This is a genomic window from Streptomyces sp. NBC_00158, from assembly GCF_045160885.1.
Classification (GTDB): Bacteria; Actinomycetota; Actinomycetes; order Streptomycetales; family Streptomycetaceae; genus Streptomyces.
This window is the reverse complement of record NZ_CP108161.1, coordinates 5,671,352-5,697,013: the sequence shown is the minus strand read 5'-3', so window position 1 is coordinate 5,697,013 and position 25,662 is coordinate 5,671,352. Positions and strand designations below refer to the sequence as shown.

Annotated in this window: 24 protein-coding genes; 10 read left to right on the top strand and 14 right to left on the bottom strand. The window is 71.8% G+C overall.

Going from position 1 to position 25,662, the window contains the following annotated elements; all coding sequences use genetic code 11:
- Nucleotides 1-60: 60 nt before the first annotated feature.
- A complete protein-coding gene (locus OG553_RS26230; RefSeq protein WP_405983137.1) occupies nt 61-738 on the top strand; it encodes a FadR/GntR family transcriptional regulator in 678 nt (225 codons plus the stop codon).
- 20 nt (nt 739-758) lie between these two features.
- Here OG553_RS26230 and OG553_RS26225 read toward each other — a convergent pair whose 3' ends face one another.
- From OG553_RS26225 to fabG, 3 genes are all read right to left on the bottom strand, one after another.
- On the bottom strand, nt 759-1,202 hold the full coding sequence (locus OG553_RS26225; RefSeq protein WP_405981333.1) for a hypothetical protein: 444 nt from the start codon (nt 1,200-1,202) through the stop codon (nt 759-761).
- A gap of 217 nt (nt 1,203-1,419) precedes the next feature.
- Nucleotides 1,420-2,190 carry an enoyl-ACP reductase FabI gene (gene fabI / locus OG553_RS26220; RefSeq protein WP_007263356.1) on the bottom strand — a complete coding sequence of 257 codons (771 nt, stop codon included), beginning with the start codon at nt 2,188-2,190 and terminating at the stop codon, nt 1,420-1,422.
- A gap of 5 nt (nt 2,191-2,195) precedes the next feature.
- Nucleotides 2,196-2,915, bottom strand: coding sequence for a 3-oxoacyl-[acyl-carrier-protein] reductase (gene fabG / locus OG553_RS26215; RefSeq protein ID WP_125819328.1), 720 nt, complete (start codon nt 2,913-2,915; stop codon nt 2,196-2,198).
- Between the two features lie 184 nt (nt 2,916-3,099).
- Here fabG and OG553_RS26210 point away from each other — a divergent pair, with 184 nt between their 5' ends.
- From OG553_RS26210 to tyrS, 3 genes are read left to right on the top strand one after another with little or no spacing between them, the layout of a single operon-like run.
- Entirely contained in the window at nt 3,100-4,623 is a 1,524-nt protein-coding gene (locus OG553_RS26210; RefSeq protein WP_405981332.1) for a TldD/PmbA family protein, read from the top strand.
- A complete protein-coding gene (locus OG553_RS26205; protein WP_405981331.1) occupies nt 4,623-6,017 on the top strand; it encodes a metallopeptidase TldD-related protein in 1,395 nt (464 codons plus the stop codon). Before OG553_RS26210 ends, OG553_RS26205 begins: the two co-directional genes overlap by 1 nt.
- Before the next feature lie 52 nt (nt 6,018-6,069).
- Nucleotides 6,070-7,338 (top strand): tyrosine--tRNA ligase, encoded by a 1,269-nt coding sequence (tyrS, locus tag OG553_RS26200; RefSeq protein WP_405981330.1) that lies wholly within the window; start codon nt 6,070-6,072, stop codon nt 7,336-7,338.
- A gap of 70 nt (nt 7,339-7,408) precedes the next feature.
- Here the strand turns inward: tyrS and OG553_RS26195 are convergent, their stop codons facing one another.
- Nucleotides 7,409-7,687, bottom strand: coding sequence for a GlsB/YeaQ/YmgE family stress response membrane protein (locus OG553_RS26195; protein ID WP_405981329.1), 279 nt, complete (start codon nt 7,685-7,687; stop codon nt 7,409-7,411).
- Nucleotides 7,688-7,866: 179 nt separating this feature from the next.
- Here OG553_RS26195 and OG553_RS26190 point away from each other — a divergent pair, with 179 nt between their 5' ends.
- Nucleotides 7,867-8,199: a DUF3099 domain-containing protein gene (locus OG553_RS26190; protein ID WP_405981328.1), complete on the top strand. Its 333-nt coding sequence runs from the start codon at nt 7,867-7,869 to the stop codon at nt 8,197-8,199.
- 138 nt (nt 8,200-8,337) lie between these two features.
- Entirely contained in the window at nt 8,338-8,568 is a 231-nt protein-coding gene (locus tag OG553_RS26185) for a hypothetical protein (RefSeq protein WP_405981327.1), read from the top strand.
- 64 nt (nt 8,569-8,632) lie between these two features.
- On the opposite strand, the gene moaA is transcribed toward OG553_RS26185, so the two are convergent.
- From moaA to OG553_RS26170, 3 genes are all read right to left on the bottom strand, one after another.
- Nucleotides 8,633-9,622, bottom strand: a complete 990-nt coding sequence (moaA, locus tag OG553_RS26180; protein ID WP_405981326.1) for a GTP 3',8-cyclase MoaA — start codon at nt 9,620-9,622, stop codon at nt 8,633-8,635.
- A gap of 165 nt (nt 9,623-9,787) precedes the next feature.
- Nucleotides 9,788-11,425 carry a cation acetate symporter gene (locus OG553_RS26175; protein WP_405981325.1) on the bottom strand — a complete coding sequence of 546 codons (1,638 nt, stop codon included), beginning with the start codon at nt 11,423-11,425 and terminating at the stop codon, nt 9,788-9,790.
- Nucleotides 11,422-11,787 (bottom strand): DUF485 domain-containing protein, encoded by a 366-nt coding sequence (locus tag OG553_RS26170; protein ID WP_405981324.1) that lies wholly within the window; start codon nt 11,785-11,787, stop codon nt 11,422-11,424. Before OG553_RS26170 ends, OG553_RS26175 begins: the two co-directional genes overlap by 4 nt.
- 257 nt (nt 11,788-12,044) lie before the next feature.
- On the opposite strand from OG553_RS26170, the gene OG553_RS26165 reads away from it, so the two are divergent.
- A complete protein-coding gene (locus OG553_RS26165; RefSeq protein ID WP_405981323.1) occupies nt 12,045-13,589 on the top strand; it encodes a S8 family peptidase in 1,545 nt (514 codons plus the stop codon).
- 87 nt (nt 13,590-13,676) lie between these two features.
- On the opposite strand, the gene OG553_RS26160 is transcribed toward OG553_RS26165, so the two are convergent.
- The 3 genes from OG553_RS26160 to OG553_RS26150 are packed head-to-tail and all read right to left on the bottom strand — an operon-like array spanning nt 13,677 to nt 16,367.
- Nucleotides 13,677-14,720 carry a zinc-dependent alcohol dehydrogenase family protein gene (locus OG553_RS26160; protein ID WP_362467579.1) on the bottom strand — a complete coding sequence of 348 codons (1,044 nt, stop codon included), beginning with the start codon at nt 14,718-14,720 and terminating at the stop codon, nt 13,677-13,679.
- Nucleotides 14,721-14,748: 28 nt separating this feature from the next.
- Nucleotides 14,749-15,456 carry a lysoplasmalogenase gene (locus OG553_RS26155; RefSeq protein WP_405981322.1) on the bottom strand — a complete coding sequence of 236 codons (708 nt, stop codon included), beginning with the start codon at nt 15,454-15,456 and terminating at the stop codon, nt 14,749-14,751.
- Nucleotides 15,453-16,367 (bottom strand): sterol desaturase family protein, encoded by a 915-nt coding sequence (locus OG553_RS26150; protein ID WP_405981321.1) that lies wholly within the window; start codon nt 16,365-16,367, stop codon nt 15,453-15,455. Before OG553_RS26150 ends, OG553_RS26155 begins: the two co-directional genes overlap by 4 nt.
- A 92-nt stretch (nt 16,368-16,459) precedes the next feature.
- Here OG553_RS26150 and OG553_RS26145 point away from each other — a divergent pair, with 92 nt between their 5' ends.
- Nucleotides 16,460-19,519: an NACHT domain-containing protein gene (locus OG553_RS26145; RefSeq protein WP_405981320.1), complete on the top strand. Its 3,060-nt coding sequence runs from the start codon at nt 16,460-16,462 to the stop codon at nt 19,517-19,519.
- Between the two features lie 25 nt (nt 19,520-19,544).
- Here OG553_RS26145 and OG553_RS26140 read toward each other — a convergent pair whose 3' ends face one another.
- Genes OG553_RS26140 through OG553_RS26125 form a run of 4 tightly spaced genes read right to left on the bottom strand, consistent with a single transcriptional unit; the run spans nt 19,545 to nt 23,772 of the window.
- Entirely contained in the window at nt 19,545-20,789 is a 1,245-nt protein-coding gene (locus OG553_RS26140) for an amidohydrolase family protein (protein ID WP_405981319.1), read from the bottom strand.
- Nucleotides 20,786-22,078: an amidohydrolase family protein gene (locus tag OG553_RS26135; protein WP_405981318.1), complete on the bottom strand. Its 1,293-nt coding sequence runs from the start codon at nt 22,076-22,078 to the stop codon at nt 20,786-20,788. Before OG553_RS26135 ends, OG553_RS26140 begins: the two co-directional genes overlap by 4 nt.
- A 10-nt stretch (nt 22,079-22,088) precedes the next feature.
- Nucleotides 22,089-22,973, bottom strand: a complete 885-nt coding sequence (locus OG553_RS26130) for an SDR family NAD(P)-dependent oxidoreductase (RefSeq protein ID WP_405981317.1) — start codon at nt 22,971-22,973, stop codon at nt 22,089-22,091.
- A 1-nt stretch (nt 22,974) separates the two neighbouring features.
- Nucleotides 22,975-23,772 carry an acetoacetate decarboxylase family protein gene (locus tag OG553_RS26125; RefSeq protein WP_405981316.1) on the bottom strand — a complete coding sequence of 266 codons (798 nt, stop codon included), beginning with the start codon at nt 23,770-23,772 and terminating at the stop codon, nt 22,975-22,977.
- A gap of 148 nt (nt 23,773-23,920) precedes the next feature.
- Between OG553_RS26125 and OG553_RS26120 the strand changes: the two genes are divergently transcribed.
- Both OG553_RS26120 and OG553_RS26115 read left to right on the top strand, forming a co-directional pair.
- On the top strand, nt 23,921-24,547 hold the full coding sequence (locus OG553_RS26120; protein ID WP_405981315.1) for a TetR/AcrR family transcriptional regulator: 627 nt from the start codon (nt 23,921-23,923) through the stop codon (nt 24,545-24,547).
- A gap of 99 nt (nt 24,548-24,646) precedes the next feature.
- Nucleotides 24,647-25,630: a DEDDh family exonuclease gene (locus tag OG553_RS26115; protein WP_405981314.1), complete on the top strand. Its 984-nt coding sequence runs from the start codon at nt 24,647-24,649 to the stop codon at nt 25,628-25,630.
- Nucleotides 25,631-25,662: the final 32 nt, after the last annotated feature.

Here is a 25,662-nt window from a genome sequence, read left to right as displayed (position 1 = left end):
CCGTCCTGGACGGTTCCGTCCGTCGCCGCTCCGGCCGACCCCGAGGGGGTTCCACCCGCCATGCCGCTGACCTCGCCCCGGCGATCCGCGCTCGTCGACCAGGTGATCGCCCAGCTGAGGAACCAGATCACGTCCGGCGAGTGGCCGGTCGGGAGCCGGATCCCCACCGAGCCCGAGCTGGTGGAACTGCTGGGCGTCGCCCGCAACACCGTGCGGGAGGCGGTCCGGGCCCTGGCGCACAACGGGCTGCTGGACATCCGCCAGGGTTCGGGTACGTACGTGCTCGCCACCAGCGAGCTGGCCGGGGTGATGCACCGGCGCTTCGCCGGGGCCGACCCCCGGCACATCGCGGAGCTGCGCTCGACGCTGGAGTCCTCGGCGGCCCGGCTGGCGGCGGAACGGCGGACCGACCGGGACCTCGTACAGCTGGACGCGCTGCTGGCGCGGCGCGAGGAGGCGTGGGCGAGCGGGGACGCGGAGCTGTTCGTGGCGGCGGACGTGAGCCTGCACATGGCGGTGGTGACGGCCTCGCACAACGACGTGCTGATCGAGCTGTACGCGGACCTCGGCGACCTGGTCGCGGACTGGCTGCGGACGGACGTCGGCACCGAGCTGAACCCGGCGGACCACCTGGACCACGGCCGGCTGATCGAGGCCATCCGGCGCGGGGACGGCGACACCGCCGCGGCGGAGGCGGCGGGCTACCCCTTCGCCTGCCTGGGCAAGACCCCGGCCTGATCCACGAGTCGCGAGTACCCCTAGGGTCCGTCCGGGGTGCGCTGGTGGCTCACCCAGGCGGTGCGGACCTCCTTCCAGCAGCGGCCGGTGAGCCGGGTGCGGCCGGCCGGGTCCAGGGGGACGAGGGCGCCGTCCCCGTCCACGTCCCACCAGCGCTCGCACTCGACGTGGAGGCGGAGCAGGTCGGTCTCGGGGTAGCCGTTGTGGCAGGACGCGACCACCGTGGAGCCGGTGATCTCGGTGTCGCAGTCGGCGCCGAAGAGTTCCCGTACGGGTGGCCGTGCGGGCCGTACGGGTGGCTCGGCGGGGATGTCGTCGAGGTCCACGACGGCCCGGCCGGCGGCTTCGGGGCCGGGCGCGGGCTCCCCCGCGCCGGGCTGGGCGAGGGCTCCGGGGCCCAGGAGGGCTGTCAGGAACACCGAGGTGACCAGCAGTGATACCGCCCGGCTCGGCCTCGCGCGCACGCCCGCCTCCTCCCCGAACCCACCGGGAAGATCCCGGCATGGTCATTTTGCAGGCATCTGTCCCGGTTTTCGACTCGGGAAGATCCATCCCGGGCTCGGACATCCGGTCGAACGCGACGGAGGACGGCGGGGAAAAGGGGGAAAAAGGGAACGGCGATGGCCGCGCCCTCCCTGAGGAGGACGCGGCCATCACCGCGGTACGGGGAGGCTCCTGGGATCAGGCGCCCATCGCGTGCAGGCCGCCGTCCACGTGGACGATCTCGCCGGTGGTCTTCGGGAACCAGTCCGACAGCAGCGCGACGACACCGCGGCCCGTGGGCTCCGGGTCGCTCATGTCCCACTCCAGCATGGAGCGGTGGTTCCAGGTGTCGGCCAGGTCGGAGAAGCCCGGGATGGACTTCGCGGCCATGGAGCCGAGCGGGCCGGCCGAGACCAGGTTGCAGCGGATGTTCTCCTTGCCCAGGTCGCGGGCCAGGTAACGGCTGGTGGCCTCCAGGGCGGCCTTGGCCGGGCCCATCCAGTCGTACTGCGGCCAGGCGAACTGCGCGTCGAAGGTGAGGCCGACGACGGCCGCGCCCTCCGCCGGGAAGAGCGGCTTGCAGGCCATCGTCAGCGACTTCAGCGAGAACGCCGAGACGTGCATGGCGGTGGCGACCGACTCGAACGGGGTGTTCAGGAAGTTGCCGCCGAGGGCGTCCTGCGGGGCGAAGCCGATGGAGTGCACGACGCCGTCGAGGCCACCGAGCTCGTCACGGACGAGGCCCTCCAGACGGGCGAGGTGCTCGTCGTTGGTGACGTCGAGCTCGATCACCTTGACCGGCTTGGGCAGCTTCTTGGCGATGCGCTCGGTCAGCGACGGCCGCGGCCACGCGGTGAGGATGACCTCGGCGCCCTGCTCCTGGGCCAGCCGGGCGGTGTGGAAAGCGATGGAGGACTCCATCAGCACACCCGTGATGAGGATGCGCTTGCCCTCGAGAATTCCGCTCATGGTGATCAGTGACCCATGCCCAATCCGCCGTCAACGGGAATGACGGCTCCGGTGATGTACGCGGCGTCGTCGGACGCCAGGAAGCTGACGGCTGCCGCGATCTCCTCGGGCTGCGCGTAGCGGGCGAGCGGCACGTTGGCCACGATGCCCGCACGCTGCTCGTCGGTGAGCACCTTCGTCATGTCGGTGTCGACGAAGCCGGGTGCGACCACGTTGAAGGTGATGTTGCGGGAGCCCAGCTCACGGGCGAGCGAGCGGGCGAAGCCCACCAGCGCGGCCTTGGAGGCGGCGTAGTTGGCCTGGCCGGCCGAGCCCAGCAGGCCCACGACCGAGGAGATCAGGACGACGCGGCCCTTCTTGGCGCGGAGCATGCCGCGGTTCGCGCGCTTGACCACGCGGAAGGTGCCGGTGAGGTTGGTGTCGACGACGGACGCGAAGTCCTCCTCCGACATCCGCATCAGCAGCGTGTCCTTGGTGATGCCGGCGTTGGCCACCAGCACCTCGACGTTGCCGTGCTTCTCCTCGATCTCCTTGTAGGCCTGCTCCACCTGCTCGGAGTCGGTGATGTCGCAGCGCACCGCCAGCACACCGAGCGAGGTGAGCTCCTGCGGGGGCTCGCCCGAACGGTACGTGATGGCGACCTTGTCGCCGGCCTCTGCGAAGGCTCGGGCGATGGCGAGGCCGATGCCCCGGTTTCCTCCGGTGACGAGAACCGAGCGGCTCAACGGATCACCCTTTCGCTAGCGGTCTGATTAGCAAAAACCTATAGGCCGCGCAGGGCATCCGGAGAATCGGGCTCCGACAGGGCCTCGCGACCCGCTCTGTCGAGTCCCTACAGAAAGATGTAGGCACAGCCGCCCCGGGCGCGACATGATCGGGGCGACCGGCCCCGACCCCGGGAGGACTTCCGTGGCCCATTCCATCGACGCGGCTTTCACCGCGCTGCCCCTGCGGGCGCTCGCCGACGCGGCACTCGCCAGGGCCCGCGCGCTGGGCGCCGACCATGCCGACTTCCGGCTGGAGCGGATCCGCAGCGCCTCCTGGCGGCTGCGCGACGCCAAGCCCTCCGGCGGCTCCGACACCACCGACCTCGGTTACGCGGTCCGGGTGGTACACGGCGGCAGCTGGGGCTTCGCCTCCGGCGTGGACCTGACCATGGACGGCGCCGCCAAGGTGGCCTCGCAGGCCGTGGCCATGGCGAAGCTCTCCGCCCAGGTGATCAAGGCGGCCGGCTCGGACGAGCGGGTGGAACTGGCCGAGGAGCCGGTGCACGCCGACAAGACCTGGATCTCCGCCTACGACGTGAACCCCTTCGAGGTGCCGGACGCCGAGAAGTCGGCCCTGCTCGCCGACTGGAGCGCGCGGCTGCTGGCGGCCGAGGGCGTGGCGCACGTGGACGCCTCGCTGCTCGCCGTCCACGAGAACAAGTTCTACGCCGACACCGCGGGCACCACGACCACCCAGCAGCGGGTCCGGATCCACCCCCAGCTCACGGCGGTCGCCGTCAACGGGACCACCGGCGAGTTCGACTCGATGCGCACGATCGCCCCGCCCGCCGGGCGCGGCTGGGAGTACCTGACCGGCACCGGCTGGGACTGGAACGCCGAGCTGGAGCAGATCCCGGCGCTCCTCGCCGAGAAGATGCGGGCCCCGAGCGTGGAGGCCGGGCGCTACGACCTGGTCGTGGACCCGTCCAACCTGTGGCTCACCATCCACGAGTCCATCGGCCACGCCACCGAGCTCGACCGGGCGCTGGGCTACGAGGCCGCGTACGCGGGGACCTCCTTCGCCACCTTCGACCAGCTGGGCAAGCTCAAGTACGGCTCCTCGATCATGAACGTGACCGGTGACCGCACCGCCGAGCACGGCCTGGCCACCATCGGCTACGACGACGAGGGCGTCGAGGCGCAGAGCTGGGACCTGGTCAAGGACGGCACCCTGGCCGGCTACCAGACGGACCGCCGGATCGCCCGGCTGACCGGCCTGGGCCGCTCCAACGGCTGCGCGTACGCCGACTCCCCCGGGCACGTGCCCGTGCAGCGGATGGCGAACGTCTCGCTCCAGCCGGATCCGGGCGGGCTCTCCACGGAGGACCTGATCGGCGGGGTGGAGCGCGGGATCTACGTGGTCGGCGACCGCTCCTGGTCGATCGACATGCAGCGCTACAACTTCCAGTTCACCGGTCAGCGCTTCTTCCGGATCGAGAACGGCAAGCTGGCCGGGCAGCTCCGCGACGTCGCGTACCAGGCCACGACCACCGACTTCTGGGGCTCCATGGAGAAGGTCGGCGGCCCGCAGACCTACGTCCTGGGCGGCGCCTTCAACTGCGGCAAGGCCCAGCCGGGCCAGGTCGCGGCGGTCTCGCACGGCTGCCCGTCGGCCCTGTTCCGCGACGTGAACATCTTGAACACCACCCAGGAGGCCGGACGCTGATGTCGCCGAACCGCACGAAGCCCCACGAGATCGTCGAGCGGGCCCTGGAGCTGTCCACCGCCGACGGCTGCGTCGTCATCGCCGACGAGGAGTCCAGCGCCAACCTGCGCTGGGCCGGCAACGCGCTCACCACCAACGGCGTCACCCGCGGCCGGACCCTGACGGTCATCGCCACGGTCGACGGCAAGGAGGGCACGGCCTCGGGGGTCGTCTCGCGCTCCGCCGTCACCGCCGCCGACCTGGAGCCGCTGGTCAGGGCCGCCGAGGCGGCCGCGCGGGCGGCCGGTCCCGCCGAGGACGCCCAGCCGCTGGTGACCGGCACCCCGGCCTCGCCGGACTTCACCGACGCCCCGGACGAGACCTCCTCGGCCGTGTTCGCGGACTTCGCCCCGGCCCTCGGCGAGGCCTTCGCCCGCGCCCGGGCGGGCGGCCGCGAGCTGTACGGCTTCGCGAACCACGAGCTGACCTCCACGTACGTCGGCACCTCGACGGGGCTGCGGCTGCGCCACGACCAGCCGAACGGCACCCTGGAGCTCAACGCCAAGTCCCCCGACCGGCTGCGCTCCGCCTGGGCCGGCCGGGCCACCCGGGACTTCAAGGACGTGGACCCGACGGCCCTGGACGCGGAGCTGGCCGTGCGCCTGGGCTGGGCCGAGCGGAAGGTCGAGCTGCCGGCCGGCCGGTACGAGACCCTGCTGCCGCCGACCGCGGTGGCGGACCTGCTGATCTACCAGATGTGGTCGGCGGCGGCCCGGGACGCGGCGGAGGGCCGGACGGTCTTCTCCAAGCCCGGCGGCGGCACCCGGGTCGGGGAGCGGCTGTCGCGGCTGCCGCTGACCCTGCGCAGCGACCCGAACGCGCCGGGCCTGGAGTCCTCGCCCTTCGTGATCGCGCACAGCTCGGGCGACGACGCGTCGGTCTTCGACAACGGCCTGCCGGTCCCGGCGACGGAGTGGATCAAGGAGGGCGAGCTGGCCCGGCTGACCACGACCCGCCACAGCTCCGCCCTGACCGGGCTGCCGCTGTCCCCGGCGTTCGGCAACCTGATCCTGGACGGGGGCGGCGAGAAGTCCCTGGAGGAGATGGTGGCGGACACCGAGCGGGGTCTGCTGCTGACCTGCCTCTGGTACATCCGCGAGGTGGACCCGGCCACGCTGCTGCTCACCGGCCTGACCCGGGACGGGGTCTACCTGGTGGAGAACGGGCAGGTCACGGGCGAGGTGAACAACTTCCGGTTCAACGAGTCGCCGGTGGACCTGCTGTCGCGGGCCTCGGAGGCGGGGCGTACCGAGAAGACCCTTCCGCGGGAGTGGGGCGACTGGTTCACGCGGGCCGCGATGCCGCCTGTCCGCATCCCGGACTTCAACATGAGTTCGGTCAGCAAGGGCGTCTGATCCACCTAGACTGAGCTCGGCATTTCCACATTTCGTAAGGAGTCGAGAGACCGTGACGGACATCGTCGACGAACTGAAGTGGCGCGGGCTGTTCGCCCAGTCCACGGACGAAGAAGCGCTGCGCAAGGCCTTCGCGGACGGTCCCGTCACGTTCTATTGCGGCTTCGACCCGACCGCGGCCTCCCTGCACGTGGGGCACCTGGTGCAGGTGCTCACCGTGCGCCGGCTCCAGCAGGCCGGCCACCGGCCGCTGGCGCTGGTCGGCGGGGCCACCGGTCAGATCGGCGACCCGCGTCCGACGGCGGAGCGCACCCTGAACGACCCGGAGACGGTCGCGAACTGGGTGAACCGGCTGCGCACGCAGATCGAGCCGTTCCTGTCCTTCGAGGGCGAGAACGCGGCGGTCATGGTGAACAACCTGGACTGGACGGCGGGCCTGTCCGCCATCGAGTTCCTGCGGGACATCGGCAAGCACTTCCGCGTCAACAAGATGCTCACGAAGGACTCGGTCGCCAAGCGGCTGGAGTCGGACCAGGGCATCAGCTACACGGAGTTCAGCTACCAGCTGCTCCAGGGCATGGACTTCCTGGAGCTGTACCGCCGCTACGGCTGCACCCTCCAGCAGGGCGGCTCCGACCAGTGGGGCAACCTGACGGCGGGCCTGGACCTGATCCACCGGGTCGAGCCGACGGCGCACGTGCACGCGATGGCGACCCCGCTGATGGTCAAGGCGGACGGCACCAAGTTCGGCAAGTCCGAGAGCGGGGCCGTCTGGCTGGACCCGGAGATGACCACCCCGTACGCGTTCTACCAGTTCTGGCTGAACGTGGACGACCGGGACATCTCCACCTACATGCGGATCCTGTCCTTCAAGTCCCGTGAGGAGCTGGAGGAGCTGGAGGCGCAGACCGCGGAGCGCCCGCAGATGCGGGCCGCCCAGCGGGCGCTGGCGGAGGAGCTGACCACGCTGGTGCACGGCGCGGACCAGTGCGCCGCCGTGATCGCCGCGTCGAAGGCGCTGTTCGGCCAGGGCGAGCTGGCGGAGCTGGACGAGGCCACGCTGGCCGCGGCCCTCTCCGAGCTGCCGCACGCCCGCGTCACCGAGCTGGCGCAGGTCGTGGACCTGTTCGCGGAGACCGGGCTGGTCGCCAGCAAGTCCGCGGGCCGCCGCACGGTGAAGGAGGGCGGCGCCTACGTGAACAACGTGAAGGTCACCGCCGAGGACGCGGTCCCCGCGCAGGAGGACCTGCTGCACGGGCGCTGGCTGGTGCTGCGCCGCGGCAAGAAGAACCTGGCCGCGGTGGAGGTCACCGGCGCCTGACGCGTACGGGCACGGCCGAGGGGCCGGCGCGGACTCCGTCGTCCGCGTCGGCCCCTTCGCCGTGCCCGCGTCAGACGGTGCGGCGCTTGCCGCCCCGCAGGGCCATGTAGACCATGTCGCCGAGGCCGACGATGACTACGGCCCCGATGAGCTGGAACAGGTGCCGGAGCCAGTCGACGCCCCGGGTGTCCTCGACACCGACCCAGCGCGAGACGGCGTTGCCGAGGATGGCGCCGGCGATGCCGAAGAGGGTGGTCAGCCAGAGGGGCTGGTGCTGCTTGCCCGGCAGGATGGCGCGGGCTATGAGGCCCAGCACGAAACCGACGATGATCGCCCACAACCATTGCATGTCGAGCCTCCTCGTGGCGCGTTGTGCGCATGTGGGCCCAGTTTCGACCCATCCGGCGTACAGCGCATTTCGGACACTCCCGTTCGGGGGACACCCGCTCTCCTCCCCCGGGCACGCGCGGCGTACCGTGGAGTGGTCCGGACCGGGGAGTGTCCGGCGGGCGGATCGGGCGGTGGAGCATGCAGCGGACGAAGCGGAACGGACCCGAGGTCTTCCGGATCACGGGGGCCCGGATGGGCCTCGCCGAGGACGTACGCGGGCGGCAGCGCCGGTACGTCATCTCGATGGGGATCCGGACCCTGTCGGTGGTCGCCACGGTGGTCCTGTGGAACGTGGAGCGCCACGTGGCCATGGTGACGCTGGCCGCCGGCCTGCTGCTGCCGTACATCGCCGTCGTCATCGCCAACGCGGGGCGCGAGTCGACGCCCAATCTGCCGTCGAACTTCATCCCCGCCCCTGTGCGCCCCGCACTGGACTCCGGAAACCTCAATGAAAGCTCAGATCAATCATGAAGTTCCGGTGCACCGCACAGGGTCGTGCGTGACATACTGCCTACGCGCTCCGCATCCCCCGTCGGAGCGACGGACCGACGCCGGGCAGCTCCCCCCGTGGCTGCCCGGCGTCGCCCTTCCGTTTGTAGGGTTGGGGCCGTGACTTCTCCCGAAACCCCCACCTGCTCCGCCAAGGGCTGCCGCGACGCGGCCGTCTGGGTCCTGGCGTGGAACAACCCGAAACTGCACGCGCCGGAGCGGCGCAAGACCTGGCTGGCGTGCGCGGAGCACCGCGAACACCTCTCCCAGTTCCTGGGGGTCCGCGGCTTCCTCAAGGACGTCGTGAAGCTGGACGAGTGGGTCCAGCCCGAGGGCTCCGAGCGCCCGTGACCGGAGCGCCGCCTGGGCCCGGCCCGGGCGGCGCCTGAGCGCCGCCGGAGCGGCGCCCGGGGTGTCAGCCGCCGATCGCCGACATGGGGCGGTCAGGCTGCAGGAAGGACGGGTCGTCGAGTCCGGACCCGGCCTTCTTGCCCCACATCGCCACCTTCCACAGGCGGGCGATCTCCTCGTCCGGGGCGCCCGAGCGCAGGGCGGAGCGCAGGTCCGACTCCTCGGTGGCGAACAGGCACGTGCGCACCTGGCCGTCGGCCGTGAGCCGGGTGCGGTCGCAGGCTCCGCAGAAGGGGCGGGTGACGGAGGCGATGACCCCGACGGTGGCCGGGCCGCCGTCGACGAGCCACCGCTCGGCCGGGGCGGAGCCGCGCTCCTCGGCGCCTTCCTCGGTGAGGGTGAAGCGGGTGCGCAGGGACTCCAGGATGTCCCCGGCGGTGATCATGCCGTCGCGCTTCCAGCCGTGCTGGGCGTCCAGGGGCATCTGCTCGATGAAGCGGAGCTCGTACTCGTTCTCCACGGCCCAGGCGAGCAGGTCGGGGGCCTCGTCGTCGTTCAGGCCCGGCATCAGCACGGCGTTGACCTTGACCGGGGTCAGGCCGGCCTCGCGGGCGGCGGCCATGCCGTCGATGACGTCGTGGTGGCGGTCGCGGCGGGTGAGGGTCTTGAAGACCTCGGGCCGCAGGGTGTCGAGGGAGACGTTCACCCGGTCCAGGCCGGCGGCCTTGAGGGCCTGGGCGGTGCGCTTGAGGCCGATGCCGTTGGTGGTCAGCGACATCTTGGGGCGCGGCTCCAGGGCCGCGCACTGCTCGACGATGCCGACCAGGCCGGGCCGCAGCAGCGGCTCGCCGCCGGTGAAGCGGACCTCGGTGATGCCGAGGCTGGTCACGGCGATGCGGATCAGCCTGACGATCTCGTCGTCACTCAGCAGGTCGGACTTTCCCAGCCACTGCAGGCCCTCCTCGGGCATGCAGTAGGTACACCGCAGGTTGCACCGGTCGGTGAGTGAGACGCGCAGGTCAGTGGCCACGCGGCCGTACGTGTCGAGAAGCACTGTGGGCCCCCTCCCCTGTCCGGATCTAGAGGTTTCTTCGATTCGAGCCTACGCGACCTGTGTGTCGGGGAGGGATGCCCGAATGAACGAGACGTAACGCGGCCGCGTCGTATGGAACTACGACGCGGCCACGCACGGTGTTCGTACGGTTTCGGGGAGCCGCTGTCAGTGGGCCCCGGTGCCGGTGAGGGAGCGCACCTCCAGCTCGGCGAACTTCTGCGGGTCGGCCTCTTCCTTGGACAGGACCGTTCCCAGCCACCCGAGGAGGAAGCCGAGGGGGATGGAGATGATCCCCGGGTTCTCCAGCGGGAACCAGTAGAAGTCGGCCTCCTTGAACATCGAGGTGGGCTTGCCGGAGACGACCGGGGAGAAGAGCACGAGCCCGACCGCCGAGATCAGCCCGCCGTAGATCGACCACAGCGCGCCCTGCGTGGTGAAGCGCTTCCAGAAGAGGCTGTAGAGGATCGTGGGGAGGTTGGCGGAGGCGGCGACAGCGAACGCGAGGGCGACCAGGCCGGCCACGTTCATGTCGCGGGCGAGGGCTCCGAGGAAGATGGCGACGGCGCCGATGACCACGGTGGACCAGCGGGCGGCCCGCACCTCCTCCTTCTCGGTGGCCTGCCCCTTGCGGATGACGTTGACGTAGATGTCGTGCGCGAAGGAAGAGGAGGAGGCCAGGGTCAGGCCCGCGACGACGGCGAGGATGGTGGCGAAGGCGACGGCCGAGATCACCGCGAGCAGGACCGCGCCGCCGGTGGAGTCCGGTCCGCCGCCGATCTCCTGGGCGAGGAGCGGTGCGGCGGTGTTGCCGGCCTTGTTGGAGGCCAGGATGTCGGCCCGCTTGAGCAGGGCCGCGGCGCCGAAGCCGAGGGCGATCGTCATCAGGTAGAAGGCGCCGATGATGCCGATGGCCCAGTTCACGGACTTGCGGGCGGCCTTGGCCGTGGGGACGGTGTAGAAGCGGATCAGGATGTGCGGCAGGCCGGCGGTGCCGAGGACCAGGGCGAGGCCGAGGGAGATGAAGTCGAGCTTGGTGAGCCCGTCCTTGCCGTACTTGAGTCCGGGCTCCAGGAACTTGGTGCCCTGGCCGCTGTTCTCGGCGGCCTGGCCCAGCAGGGCGGAGATGTTGAAGTCGAACTTCAGCAGCACCAGGAAGGTGATCAGCAGGGCGCCCGCGATGAGCAGGACGGCCTTGACCATCTGGACCCAGGTGGTGCCCTTCATGCCGCCGACCGTGACGTAGACGATCATCAGCAGGCCGACCAGCGCGACGACGGCGACCTTGCCGCCGTCGCTGGTGATGCCGAGGAGCAGCGAGACGAGCACGCCGGCGCCGGCCATCTGGGCGAGCAGGTAGAAGATCGAGACCACGATGGTGGAGGTGCCGGCGGCGGTGCGGACGGGCCGCTGGCGCATCCGGTACGCGAGGACGTCGCCCATCGTGTAGCGGCCGGAGTTGCGCAGCGGTTCGGCGACCAGCAGCAGGGCCACCAGCCAGGCGACGAGGAAGCCGATGGAGTAGAGGAAGCCGTCGTAGCCGAAGAGGGCGATGGCTCCGGCGATGCCGAGGAAGGACGCGGCGGACATGTAGTCGCCGGAGATGGCCAGGCCGTTCTGGAACCCGGTGAACTGGCGGCCGCCGGCGTAGAAGTCGGCGGCGTCCTTGGTCTGGCGGCCGGCCCAGACGGTGATGATCAGGGTGGCGACGACGAACAGCCCGAAGAGGGTGATGATCAGCGGGCGGTGCTCGCTGGCCCCGGCGGCGACCGTCAGCCCCGGGATGGTGCTCGTGCTCGGGGTCATGCGCCGGCCTCCATGCGCTTCTTGATGGCCTCGGCCTTGGGGTCGAGCTTGTCGGCGGCGTGCCGCGAGTACAGCCAGGCGATCAGGAAGGTCGTCAGGAACTGGGCGAGGCCGAGGACCAGGGCGACGTTGATGTTGCCGAAGAGCTTGGTCCCCATGAAGCCGCCCGCGTAGCTGGACAGCAGGACGTAGAGCAGGTACCAGGCGATGAAGGCCACGGTGAGCGGGAAGGCGAAGGACCGGTAGGAGCCGCGCAGTTCGGCGAATTCGGGACTTTGCTGGACGCGCGTGAACTCTTCGGCCGACGGGTGTGCCGGGGCCGGTCCCGCGCCGCCCGGCGGCGGCGCTGCTTCGGTGGTCACGGGGGGTTCTCCTTGTGACGCGGGTGCGGTGGGGACGACGGACAAAACAACCTCCGTGTGGGGGGACGGTGGTGCTGATCCCCCCTGTCAACGGCACGGCCGGCGTGTCGGGACGGTTCAACACCCGCTGATTCTCTGAGAACTTCTTTCTCGAACTGATGGCGCAAACGGGAACGTCAGCGCTAGGTTCGCGTGTCATGAACCCGTCCCGCGCGACCGCGTGCGGACGGCTTTTTCACGGATGATGTGGAGAACCCATGGCTCATCTGGGACACGGCCGCCGGCGAGCTCTCGCCGTACCGGTCGGCCTGGCGCTCACCGCCTCGCTCGCCTTCCTGCCCTCGGTGGCCGCCTCGGCCGCCCCGCTGGGCAACACGGCGGACTCGGCGACGGCCGCGAAGCCGGCCGCCACCGGTCCGAAGCTGTCCTACGTGGCGAACCTGAACGTGTACGCCACGACGACGGCGGCGAAGAAGGCCATCGAGCGGGCCGGTGGGACCGTGGTGATAGCCCATGAGCAGATCGGGGTCATCGTCGCGCACTCCGAGAACCCGGACTTCGCCAAGCAGCTGCGGGCGCAGCGCGGCCTGTTCAACTCGGTCGGCGCCACGCGTACGGCCCCCCTGAAGCCGGTGCAGACCACCGAGGAGGGCACGACCCAGAGGCTGAGCGCGGCCGACGCCGCCAAGGCCGCGGCGCAGGCCGAGCCGGGCCAGGAGCCCCTGGAGTCCAACCAGTGGGACCTGCGGGCTATCAAGGCCGACGCGGCGCACAAGATCAACGATGGCAGCCCCGACGTCACCGTGGGTGTCATCGACACGGGTGTTGACGACACTCACCCCGACTTGGCCCCCAACTTCTCCAAGGAGCAGTCCGCCAACTGTGTGGGCGGTGTCGCCGACACCACCGAGGGCGCGTGGCGCCCGTACGCGGACGGCAGCGACCACGGCACGCACGTGGCCGGCACCATAGCCGCCGCCCGCAACGGGATCGGTGTCAGCGGTGTCGCGCCGGGCGCGAAGGTCGCCGGCATCAAGGTGAGCGAGCCCGGGAGCAGCCTCTTCTACACCGAGGCGGTCGTCTGCGGCTTCATGTTCGCCGCCGAGAAGGGGATCGAGGTGACCAACAACAGCTACTACGTCGACCCGTGGAACTACACCTGCAAGAACGACGACGACCAGAAGGCGCTGGTGGAGGCCCTCACCCGGGCCACCAAGTACGCCGAGCGCAAGGGCGTCCTCAGCGTGGCCTCGGCCGGCAACTCCAACCACGACCTGGCGGCGGACTCGATCGAGGACACCACCAGCCCGAACGACAGCACCCCGGTGCCGCGCACCATCGACCCGAAGGTCTGCCTGGACCTGCCCACCCAGCTGCCGGGCGTGGTCACGGTCAGCGCCACGGGCGACAAGGGCCTCAAGTCGTACTACTCCAGCTACGGCCTGGGCGTCGTCGACGTCGCGGCCCCCGGTGGCGACAAGTGGCAGGTCCCGGCGACCCCGGACGCCAACGGCCGCGTGCTGTCGACCGTCCTGGGCGGCGGCTACGGCTACAAGCAGGGCACCTCGATGGCCGGCCCGCACGTCGCGGGCGTCGCGGCGCTGCTCAAGAGCGCCCACCCGAACGCCACGCCCTCGCAGCTCCAGGCCATGCTGAAGGCCCAGGCCACGAAGGTCGCCTGCCCGGAGAAGATCTACGACGCCACCGGCCAGCTGGTCAACGCCACCACGTGCACCGCCAAGTGGGGCCAGACGGCCTACTACGGCGCGGGCATCGTGGACGCGCTCAAGGCCGTCCAGTAGGACCGCACCGTGTGAACGCGTGAACGCGTGAGGGCCGGGCGGGGTGCTCCCCGCCCGGCCCTTCGGCGCTCAGGGCTCAGGGCTCGCTCAGGGCTTGATCAGGACCTTCAGCGCGCTGCGGTCGTCCATCGCGCGGTAGCCGTCCGGGACCTCGTCCAGGGAGACGGCCCGGTCGAAGACGGGCGCCGGGTCGATCGCCCCGCTCAGCACGTCCTCCAGCAGCTCCGGGATGTAGGCCCGGACCGGGGCCACGCCGCCGCGCAGGGTGATGTTCCGGTCGAACATCACGCCGAGGTCGAGGCCGGTGCCGCTGCCGTGCGGGACGCCGACGTAGCCGATGGCACCGCCGTCGCGGGTGATGTTCACGGCCGTCCGCATGGACTGCTCGGTGCCCACCGCCTCGATGACGGCGTGCGCGCCCTGGCCGCCGGTCAGCTCGCGGACGGCGGCCTCGGCGGCCTCCCCGCGCTCGGCGACCACGTCGGTGGCCCCGAAGAGCTTGGCGATGTCCGTACGGGCGCTGTGCCGGCCCAGTGCGATGATCCGCTCGGCGCCGAGCCGCTTGGCCGCGAGGACGCCGCACAGGCCGACCGCGCCGTCACCGACGACGGCGACGGTGGAGCCCGCGCGGACGCCCGCGCCCAGGGCGGCGTGGTGGCCGGTGCCCATGACGTCGGACAGGGCGAGCAGCCCCGTCAGCAGGTGGTCGTCGGAGGCGGCCGCGGCGGGCAGCTTCACCAGGGTGCCGTCGGCGTGCGGGACCCGGACGGCCTCGCCCTGGCCGCCGTCGAAGCCGACCGAGCCCCAGAAGCCGCCGTGCACGCAGGAGGTGTACAGGCCCTCGGAGCAGTAGTCGCAGGTGCCGTCGGACCACATGAACGGGGCGACGACCAGGTCTCCGGCCTTCAGCCCGGAGACGGCGGAGCCGGTCTCCTCGACGATGCCGAGGAACTCGTGCCCGATCCGCTGGCCGGGCTGCCGGGCGGCCTCGCCGCGGTAGGCCCACAGGTCGCTGCCGCAGATGCAGGCGCGCAGGACGCGGACGACGGCGTCCTCGGGGCGCTGGATCGCAGCGTCGGGCACCTCCTCCACGCGGATGTCGTGCGGGGCGTGGATGACGGTGGCGCGCATGGTGGTGCAGCCCTCCGGATCAAGTAGTTCAGTCTTGTATGACTTCCCTACCGTACGCCTGCTCGCGAGTGATCGCGCCCGTGGCCAGCAGGTACTGGGCCGCGAGGTAGGTCGCCATGATCCAGAAGTCGGGGCGCGGCAGCTGCGGCCACTCGGCGACCCCGGTCGCGATGAGGGTGTCGGACAGCAGGAACAGCGCCCCGCCGGCGCCCGCCGCGCGCCCGAGGGCACTGGAGCGGTAGGCCATGGCGGTGAGCAGCAGGCTGTACCCGGCGACGGGGATCCGCAGGCCGGCCGGAAGGTCCGGCCACAGCAGCGCGACGGTCCCGACGAGCGCGAGGGCGTACGCGCCCCCGAGCGCGGGGTTCGTCGCGCCCCGCCCGAACAGACTGCGCTTGCCGAAAAGCACGAGGTAGCAGACGTGCCCGAGGGCGAAGGAACCCATGCCGATGAGGAAGGCGGGCTCGGCGTCGAAGAGCAGCGCCAGGTCCCCGCCCCACCCGAAGAGCAGGGCGGCGACCAGCAGCCGGGGGGCGCCGCGGGTGATCACGTACGCCACCAGGAGCGGCATCAGCAGCGGTTTGGCGAGGACGTGCCCGAGGTGCCAGCCGGCCAGCAGCGAGCCCAGGTCGGCGGCGGCCGCCGCCCCGAAGGCGGCGAGCAGCAGGCGACCGGTCCGCCCGGCGGCCGCGGGGCGCGGCGCCCAGGAGGGCGTACGGGTCCCGGCGGCGCTCACGCGGCGCGCTCCGGCGCCGTCGCGGCGGGAACGGGGCCCGCCGCCCGCTCGGCTTCGGCCCGCTCGGCTTCGGCCCGCTCGGCGGCCGGCTGCCAGCCCGGCCCCCGGAACACCCGCCCGGCGCGCTCGCGCCAGCTGTCGGCGGCGCGGACGTCGCGGGCGATGGCGGCGTACTCGTGGGTGGCCACGCGCAGCGGGTTGTACGTGCCGATGTTCTTGGTCAGCCCGTACACGGGCCGCTCCGTCTCCCCCACCCAGGACCCGAACATCCGGTCCCAGACGATCAGGATCCCGCCGAAGTTGCGGTCCAGGTAGCCGCCCTGGGAGGCGTGGTGGACGCGGTGGTGGGAGGGGGTGTTGAAGACGTACTCGTAGGGGCGCGGGAGCTTCCCGATGCGCTCGGTGTGCACCCAGAACTGGTAGAGCAGGTTGATGCCGTAGCAGAACGGGACCGCGGCCGGGTGGACGCCGAGGGCGACCATCGGCAGGTAGAACCACCAGGTGGTGGCGCTGGTCCAGGGCTGGCGCAGGGCGGTGGTGAGGTTGAACCTGCGGCTGCTGTGGTGGACGACGTGGCAGGCCCACAGGATGCGGATGACGTGGTGGAGCCGGTGCTGCCAGTAGTAGAGGAAGTCCTGGACGAGCAGCATCAGCAGGGCGGTCCACCACAGGAACGGCACCCGCAGCGGGGTCAGTTCGTAGACGGCGGTGAAGACCGCGACGACCGGGATCTTCCAGAGCAGGTCGAAACCGATGCTGCCGATCCCCATGGTGACGCTCGTGACCGCGTCCTTGGCGTCGTAGCCGGCGGCGTCCTCGTCGGGATGGAGCCGGTAGCTGACCACCTCGATGACGGTGAGCAGCACGAAGGCGGGTATGGACCACAGCACGACATCGGGCAGATTTGGCATGGGCGCACCTTAGGGCGGGTTCCGGGGTGCCGCTAGGGGTTGTTACCGATCAGTATCCGACGGGGTTACCCGGGGTACAAGGGGGAGGGTGCATGGCAGGGCTCGAAACGGCCGCGTTAAGGGCGGCGAGCACCGTCGCGGGGTCGCTGTGGCGGTCGCGGCTCGGGCAGGTGCCGGGCGCACGCCTCACGGACCGGCCGGTCCGGCCGGCGGCGCGCTGGCGCCGCCCGGAGGAGCTGGGCACGCCGGAGCTGCGGAGGCTGGCCGGGGAACTGGCGGGGCGGCTGGGCGGCACCCCCTCCCGCCTGCCGGAGCACGAACGGCTGGCGGCGCTCGACGCGGTGGCCGACGCCTTCGCCGCACTGGGCCCGCTGGACGCGCAGGCCCTCTTCGCGGCGGACCTGGACCCGGCGGAGGTGGCGGCGAAGGTGCCCGTACCGTCGGCGGCGGGCCTGAGCCCGGCGGCCGAGGCACTGGCCCGGGACCTGATCCGGCTGGCCTGCGTCCACACCGTCGAGTACCTCACCACCCTGCCCTCGTTCGGGGCGCGGGCCGACGTGGAACTCGTACGCCGCACCGGCGCGTTGCAGCGGTCGGTGGACCGGCTGGCGGAGCGCGCGGACGGGACGGCGTACGCCTTCGAGGAGCGGTACGCGCGCTGGGTGGCCGACACCCACGGGCGGCTCCAGCTGTTCGGCCTGACGACCGGCCGGCGGCGGGAGGAATGGCCGCTGGACGTGGCGTACATCGGCCTGAGCGTCAGCAGCGAGGAACAGCAGCCGCTGCCGGGCGAGCCGGGGCCGCACCGTACGACGGTCCGGGCGGAGCAGGCCCTCGGGGCGGCGGACCGGGTGCTGCTGCGCGGCCCGGCGGGCTCCGGCAAGAGCACGCTCCTCCAGTGGCTCGCCGTCGACGCGGCCCGGCAGGGCTCCCGCGTGCCGTTCGTGCTGCGGCTGCGCTCCTTCACGACCGCCGAGGCCCTGCCGATGCCGGAGGACTTCCTCAAGGCCACCGGCGTACCGCTGTCGGCGCCCGCCGGGTGGGTCGAGGACCTGATGCTGAGCGGGCGGGCGCTGGTCCTGGTCGACGGGGTGGACGAGGTCCCGCAGCGACTGCGCGCCCGCACGGAGACCTGGCTGCGCGGGCTGGTCGCCGCCTTCCCGGAGGCCCGCTACGTGGTCACCACCCGCCCCTCGGCGGTCCCGGAGGACTGGCTCGCCCGGGAGGGCTTCGCAGCGCACTCCCTGCTGCCGATGGAGCGGGAGGACGTCGGGGCGTTCATCGGGCACTGGCACCGGGCCGCCGCCGTGGAGGACCCGGGCGAGGACCTCGACGCGTACGAGTCCTCGCTGCGGGAGGCGGTCTCCGCCCGCCGGGACCTGGGCCGGCTCGCGACGAACCCGCTGATGTGCGCGCTGCTGTGCGCCCTGAACCGGGACCGGCGGATGCGGCTGCCGCGTGCGCGGAAGGAGCTGTACGACGCGGCGCTGGACATGCTGCTGGTCCGGCGGGACACGGAGCGGGAGATCGACCGGGTCGAGGGGGTCTACCTCACCCGGGACGAACAGGTGGTGCTGCTCCAGCGGTTCGCGTACTGGCTGATCCGCAACGGCCAGGTGCAGGCGGGCCGGGAGGAGGCCGTCGAGCTGGTGGCGGAGTGGCTGGAGTCCATGCCGCAGGTGCGGGAGCAGGCGGACGCCGAGCGGGTGTTCGCCCACCTCCTCATCCGCAGCGGGCTGCTGCGGGAGCCGGTGGCGGGCTCGGTGGACTTCGTCCACCGCACCTTCCAGGACTACCTGGGCGCCAAGGCGGCGGTGGAGTCGCGGGACTTCGGCGTGCTGGTGCGGAACGCCCATGACGACACCTGGGACGACGTGGTCCGCATGGCGGTGGGCCACGCCCGCCCGGACGAACGCACCCGGATCCTCCGGGGCCTGCTGAAGCGCGCGGACAAGGTCAAGGGGGTGAGGAGCCGCCTGGTGCTCCTGGCCGCGGCCTGCCTGGAACACGCCCCGGAACTGGACCCGTCCCTGCGCGGCGAGATCCAGTCCCGCACCGCCGAACTGCTCCCGCCGCGCGCCCTGGTCCAGGCCGAGGAACTGGCCAGGGCCGGTGAGCTGGTCCTCGAACTGCTGCCGACGCCGGCCGACGGCCCGGGCGAGCTGGAAACGGCGGCCACGATCCGCACGGCGGCTCTGGTGGGCGGTGAGCGGGCCCTCTCCGTGATCCGCCGGTTCCGTGAGGACGTCCGTTCCAAGGTCACCGCGGAACTGGACGAGGCCTGGGGTCAGTTCGATGCCGCCGAGTACGCCGGTGCGGTACTCGGCGGAGCGTCGCTGGGCAAGGGGGTGCTGACGCCACGGACGCAGGCGCAGCTGGACTGCCTGGCCGCACTTCCGCAGTTCGGCCGCCTGCGGCTGTACGACGTCCAGCGGATCCCGGCCGAAGTCACCGCCCACCGCGGGCTGCGGATCCTGTACCTGATCGACTCGCCCCGGCTGACCGATCTGAGCCCCCTGGCCGGGCGCCGGGAGCTGGAGCACATCGGCCTCACCAACTGCACGGAGTTGTCGGACCTGGGCCCGTTGGCCGATCTGCCGCTGAAGAACCTGTTCACGTTCGGCAGCCACCGTGTCCGCCTGGGGGTCCTGGAGAAGCTGCCGGAGCTTCTCTACCTGGGCCTGGCCACCACGGACGGCCACCGGTCGCTGGGCGACCTGCCCGGACGGCAGCGACTCACCAGCCTGTGGCTGTACGAGGGCGCGGAGGACCTGTCCCTGGACGGTCTGGAGCGCTGGCCCGACCTCGCGTACCTGAGCCTCACGGGGAGCCGGCAGGCCGACGAGCTGCGTGCGGCGGTCCGGCCGCCGGACCTCACCTCGTTCCAGCTCCTCCACCACCACGCCTTCGATGCCGAGGACCTGCTGCGGTTCCCCCGGCTGGACATGCTCTTCTTCTCCGACTGCCGGTTCACGACCGGCATCGGGCCCCTCAAGGAGCTGAAGGAGCTGGCCAGCCTCTCGTTCAGCGCGTGCGGCACGGTGGACCTCACCCCCCTCGCGCAGCTGCCGCAACTGACCGTCCACGTGTACCCGGGCACGGACGTGATCGGCACCGAGCTGTTCCCGCCGGAGCGGCTCCTGTTCGAATAGGAACCGCCCGGCGGGAGCCGAAGGCCTACCAGACCCGGACCGACGCCCCCCGGGCGAAGGCCGGGCTGGTGGCCTCGGGCGGGATCTCGGTCAACGGCTCGGCGATCTCCGAGACCAGCGGGCCGTGCTTCGCCGCCAGCGCGTCCAGCAGGGGCAGGTCGAAGCCGTACACGCGGGCCGCGTTGCCGCCGACCATCGCCGCGACCTCCTCCCTCGGCAGGCCCGCGTACGCGATCCGCAGGCCCTCGCGGGAGAAGGGGGTGGTGCCCTCGTCGTGGGGGAAGTCGCTGCCCCACATGATCTTGTCCAGGCCGATCCGCTCCCGCAGCGGGACCTCGTGGGGGCGCATGAAGCTCGCGCCCACGAAGCAGTTGTCCCGCCACACCTCGCTCGGGCCCCGGCCCATGGACTCTGCCAGGCCCGCACCGAACTTGGCCTCGGCGGTGGAGGACGCCGCGACCAGGCGGCCGTGGTAGTAGTCCAGCATCTCCAGCACGCCCGGGATCCAGCCCGAGCCCTGCTCCGTCAGGACCAGTTTCAGGTCCGGGTGGCGGCGGAAGGCGCCGCCGAAGATCAGGTGCCACAGGGCGCGGTGCGAGAACCAGGTGGTCTCCACCATGAACACGGCCCGCGCGGCCGGTTCGTCGCCCAGCGGCGGGGACGCGGAGCCGCCGTGGTGGTTGACCGGTACGTCCAGCTCCGCGCAGACCGCCCAGATCGGGTCGTACGCGGCCGAGTACAGCTCGGGGACGGGCGAGCCGGGCGGGACGCCGGGCAGCAGGATCCCTCCGGTGAGGCCGGCCTCGCGGGCGCGGCGGATCTCGGCGACGGCCGCGTCCACGTCGTTGAGGAGGATCTGCGCGACGCCCGCCCGCCGCCCCGGGGCGTCCGCGCAGAAGTCGGCCAGCCACCGGTTGTGGGCCTGGAGGCCGGCCCAGCGCAGCTCGTACTCCTCGGCCGTCGGCGGCTGGGCCATCAGCGAGGCCTTGGGGAAGAAGGGCGGGATGGTGTTCGGGAAGATGACTTCGGCGACGATGCCGTCCGCTTCGAGTTCGGCGAGGCGCCGGGCCGAGTTCCAGTTGAGGTCGGCGGAGTCGGCGAGGAGGTCCTCGTACGGGTTGACGTACGTGGCGGCCCAGGCGTCGAAGGCCTCGTGGTGGCGCTTGGCCAGGTACGGCCTGTAGTCGAGGAGGTCGGCGCCGGCGTGGCAGTCCGCCGAGATGACGGTGTAGCGGTCCTCCATGCGGCCCTCCGTACGGTCCTCCCTCATGACGAGACCCCCGTGACCGGGAAGTCGTTGTCCGTGAGCCAGTGCCGGCCCACCTCGCGGGAGCGGGCCCAGGAGGCCTCCACCGCCGCCTGGTCGGGGCTCTGGCCGAGGTCGGCGGGGGTGGGTCCGATGCGGCGGGCGATCGGGGCGAGGGCGTCCGTGTCGAAGCCGAGGACCTCGGCGGCGGCCAGGCCCAGCATGCGGCGGGTCTCGGCGACCGGGATGTCGTGGAAGGTGTTCCGCAGCCAGTTGCGGGTGTCGGGCCAGGTGCCCTCGGGGTGCGGGAAGTCCGAGCCCCACAGGATGTTGTCCACGCCGATCTCGTAGCGCTGGGCGAGTTCCCGGCGCTTGGTGTTGGTCGCGCAGACGAACACCTGCCGGTCCAGGTACTCGCTCGGCGGCCGCTTCAGCTCCGAGAAGGGCGAGAGCTTCTTGCCGCCGTGGGCGCCGAGGTAGAGGCGGTCCATGAACCACAGCAGGTTCGGCAGCCACCAGCAGCCCGACTCGGCCACCCCGAACTTCAGGCCGGGGTGGCGTTCGAAGACCCCGGACCAGAGCAGGAACCACAGCGGCCGGGCCGGCCACCAGGTGACCTCGGAGACGTAGATGCCCAGGTGGTCGCCGTACTCCTGGCGGGGCGCGGCGCCCGAGTGGGTGACGATCGGCATCGCCGTCTCGGCGGCGGCCGCCCACACGGGGTCGTAGCGGCGGTCGTGGTAGGGCGCCTGGTCCACCCACATGGAGGGGATCATCAGGGCGCCGAGGCCGGACTCCTTGGCCCGGTGGATCTCCGCGACCACCCTGGCCGGCTCACCGGTGATGGGCAGCAGGGCGACGCCGCAGTGCCTTTCGGGGTTCTGCCCGACGAACTCCGCCAGCCAGCGGTTGTGCGCCTGCGCGCCCGCCATGCCGAGCTCGGGGTCCTGGTCGCCGGACAGGCCCAGGCCCACCCCGAAGGGGGCGGCGGTCTGGCTGTCGACGGCGTCCGCGTCGGGGAAGACGACCTCGGCGGCCACCCCGTCGCCGTCGAGTTCCTTGAGCCGCTGGGTGCTGTCCCAGCCGCCCTTGAGGCCTTCCTCGTGGTCGTGGAACCACTTCTCGGCGAAGGCCTCGTTGCGCACGCCGAGCCGGGTGGCCTCCTCGCGGCGGGCGTCGCGCTGGCCGAGGAACTCGTCGAACTGGCGGTGGAAGCGGGGGTCGAGGTAGGGGCGGTACCGCTCGGTGGGCAGCCCCGCGTGGCAGTCGGAGGAGATGATCAGGTACGGGTCTTCGTACGTCTCGTCAGGCACGGCGGTCCCCTCAGTCGAGGATGAAGCTCTCCAGGTAGGCGGGGTTGGCGCGGTCGAGCATGGACTGCGACCGGGCGCGGATCTGGCGGTCGCTGTGCTCGCTCGCCGGCAGCATCCAGAAGCGGTCGGCGCGGATGCCGTCGACGACGTGGTCGGCGACCTCCTCGACGGGGGTGAAGCTCACCTCGTGCCCGGCCTCCTTCATGGCGGCCTCGTACTGGTCGAGGCTGCGGTACGGGGACCTGCGCGGCCGTTCCTTCGCGAAGCGCTCGGGCCGGTTGCGGTGGGACTCCCACAGGCCGGTGCGCAGCATGTGCGGTCCGGGGAAGAGGACGGAGGCGCCGACGGCGGCGCCCTCGGCCTTGAGGTGGGCGTAGAGGGACTCGGTCATGGTGACCACGGCCGCCTTGGTGACGGCGTATACGGAGGCGGTGGGCAGGGGGGCGATGCCGCCGTCGCCGGAGGAGGTGTTGACGACGTGGCCGGGGGCGCCGGAGGCGATCATGCGGGGGACGAAGGCCTGGATGCCGTGGAAGACGCCCCAGACGTTGACGGAGAAGGCCCACTTCCAGTCGTTGGGCTCGTGCTCCCACATGCGGCCCTCGGCGCCGGAGCCGACGCCGGCGTTGTTGCAGAGGACGTGGACGGCGCCGAAGGTCTCGTAGGCGGCGTCGGCGAGGGCGGTGACGGAGTCGCGTTCGCTGACGTCGACGAGCCGGGCGAGGACTTCGGCGCCGTCGGCGGCGAGTTCGCCGGCGGCCTTGCGCAGGGCGCCCTCCTCCACGTCGGCGAGGACCACCTTCAGGCCCTCGGCGGCGAAGCGGCGGGCCATGGCGAGGCCGATGCCGCTCGCGGCGCCGGTGACGACGGCGACCTGTCCGGGTTCGAGCCTCATCTCACACGCTCCCCTCGGGCGGGCCGTCGAGGATCTGGAGGGGGTCGTCGTAGCGCTGGTGGAGGTAGGGGAGCAGGGCCTGGGCGCTGACCCGTTCGACGACCCGGCCCTTCTGGTCGGTGGTCTTCTCGCCGACGGTGAGTTCCACGAGGCGGCGTACGGGGAGGTCGGCGACGGGGTCGTACATCGACTCGCGCAGTACGACGTCACCGGTGAGGTGCTCCAGTTTGCGGACCTTCTCGTTGCGCGTGCAGTGCACGAGGACCGGGTCGCCGTCCAGGCCGGAGCCGTCCACCGCCGGGAGGAACTTGAAGTAGAAGTCGGTCTTCACCGTCGGCTCGGGCAGCGGCAGCGCGCGGTCCACGGCCCCGCGCACCTCGACGAAGGCGATCCCGTGCCGGGCGAGGGAGGCCCGTACGACGAGCCCTTCGCGCTCGACGGTGACCTCGCCCAGCTTCTTCGGCTCGCCGAAGACCTCGCGGCCGCCGGTCAGGGCGCGCTCGTGGGTCATCGGCATGACGAGCGGGTACCAGCCCTCGACCCCGCCGTGCCGGGCGGCGACGGCCACCGAGCCGGCACCGAGGGGGTAGCCGGGCAGGTCGACCTTGCTGATGTTGGCCCGTACGAGGGGCCGTTCGGCGGGCTTGAGCGGCGGCGGCAGGACCGCCGCCACCACGTCGGGATCGGTCTCCCAGACGGCCACCACTCCGGTGGACCAGATGTCGGGGAGCTTGGCGCTCTTCTCGCGCGACGCCGCGATCTCGGCTTCGGTCCGCGCTCCGTACCGTATGCGTGCCATGTCTCGCACCACCCTTCCGACCTTCCGAGGGTCCCCCCGGCGGGGGCCGGGGGCGGTTCTGTAACACAGTTACACCGCTGCCGATGAAGGGTAAAGACCCCTGCACCGAATGAAATTGACGCTGCGACAGATTGGCGGGCCCGGGCCCATGGCGAGAAGCGCACTGACCCGCGAGGAGGTTCTGGAGGCCGCCGCGTCCCTGGTCAGGCGGCACGGTCCGGCGGGCCTCACCATGCGGGGGCTCGCCGCCGAGCTGGGCACTGCGGTGACCTCGATCTACTGGCACGTCGGCAACCGCGAGCGGCTGCTCGACGCCCTCGTGGAGCGCACCGTCCAGGAGATGGGCGCCGTCCGGCCCGTGGGCCGCACCCCGGCCGAGCGGATCGTGTCGGTGGCCCGGACCCTGCGGCGCGAGATCCGCGCACGCCCGCACCTGATCGCGATGGTCCACGAGCGCGGGCTCACCGAGCGGATGTTCCTGCCCGCGCAGCGGGCGCTGGTGGACGAGGTGCACGCCGCCGGGCTGCGCGGGGCGCGCGCCGCCGACGCGGTGCGCGCCGTGCAGTTCCAGATCGTCGGCTTCCTGCTCGTCGAACGCAACCGCGAGCGCTCCCCCGCCCAGTCGCCGGGCGAGGGCGAGCTGTGGGACCCGGAGACGGCCCCGGACGACCCGGCGCTCGCCCGGGCCCTGGCCCGCCCGGCGGACCCCGAGCGGCTGTTCCTGCTGTCGGTGCGGGCACTGGCGAGCGCACTGCTCGCCGAGCCCGGAAGGTGACGGAGCACACCCCCGCCACCCCGAACGGGCCGGAGGGCGGGTCGGGGCGACGGGGCATCGGGCCACGGGTGTCAGTCCGTGCCGATATCCTCTGTGACCATGCCCTACGACCGTACGACCGCAGAGGCGGAATGGCCGACCGCGTACCCACAGGGGTACGCGGTCGTCGACGTGGAGACCACCGGACTCGCTCGCGACGACCGGATAGTCTCCGCCGCCGTCTACCGGCTCGACGCCCAGGGCAACGTGGAGGACCACTGGTACACCCTGGTCAACCCGCGCCGTGACCCCGGACCCACCTGGATCCACGGCCTGACCACCGCGATGCTCCAGGACGCCCCGCTCTTCGAGGACATCGCCGAGGAGTTCGCGGGCCGGCTCGCCGACCGGGTCCTCGTCGCGCACAACGCCATGTTCGACTGGCAGATGATCGCCAGGGAGTACGCGCGGGCCTCGGTGACCGCGCCCGTACGGCAGCGGCTGTGCACCATCGCCCTGTCGAAGGAGCTGAACCTCCCGCTGCCCAACCACAAGCTGGAGTCCCTCGCCGCCCACTACGGCGTGGTCCAGCAACGCGCACACCATGCGCTCGACGACGCCCGGGTGCTGGCGGAGGCGTTCCGTCCGTCGCTGCACGCGGCCGCGCGGGACGGCGTACGGCTGCCCCTGCTGGAGTGCCGTCCGCTGACGGAGTGGTCGGACTCCCCCGCGACCCCGCGGGTCGGCTACCAGTCCTCGTACGGAAACGGCGGCAGCTGGCGGGCCTCGCGCAAGCGGCCCCCGTGCCCCTACCCGAACCCGGGGCGCTTCGAGGACGGCAAGCCGCTCAAGCAGGGCATGCGGATCGCCTTCTCGGGTGACACCTCCGTGGACCGGGAGCTGCTGGAGGACCGCGCGGTGGAGGCGGGCCTGCACATCGCGACGAGCGTGTCCCGGCTCACCAGCCTGCTGGTGACCAACGACCCCGACTCCTCGACCTCCAAGACGGTCAGGGCCAAGTCGTACGGCACCCCGGTCGTGGACGAGGCGGCCTTCACCCAGCTGCTGCGGGACGTGGCCGCGGCCGGGACCGGGGACGCGTAGCGGCGTTGCTCCGGCCGGGTGCAGGCGCGGCG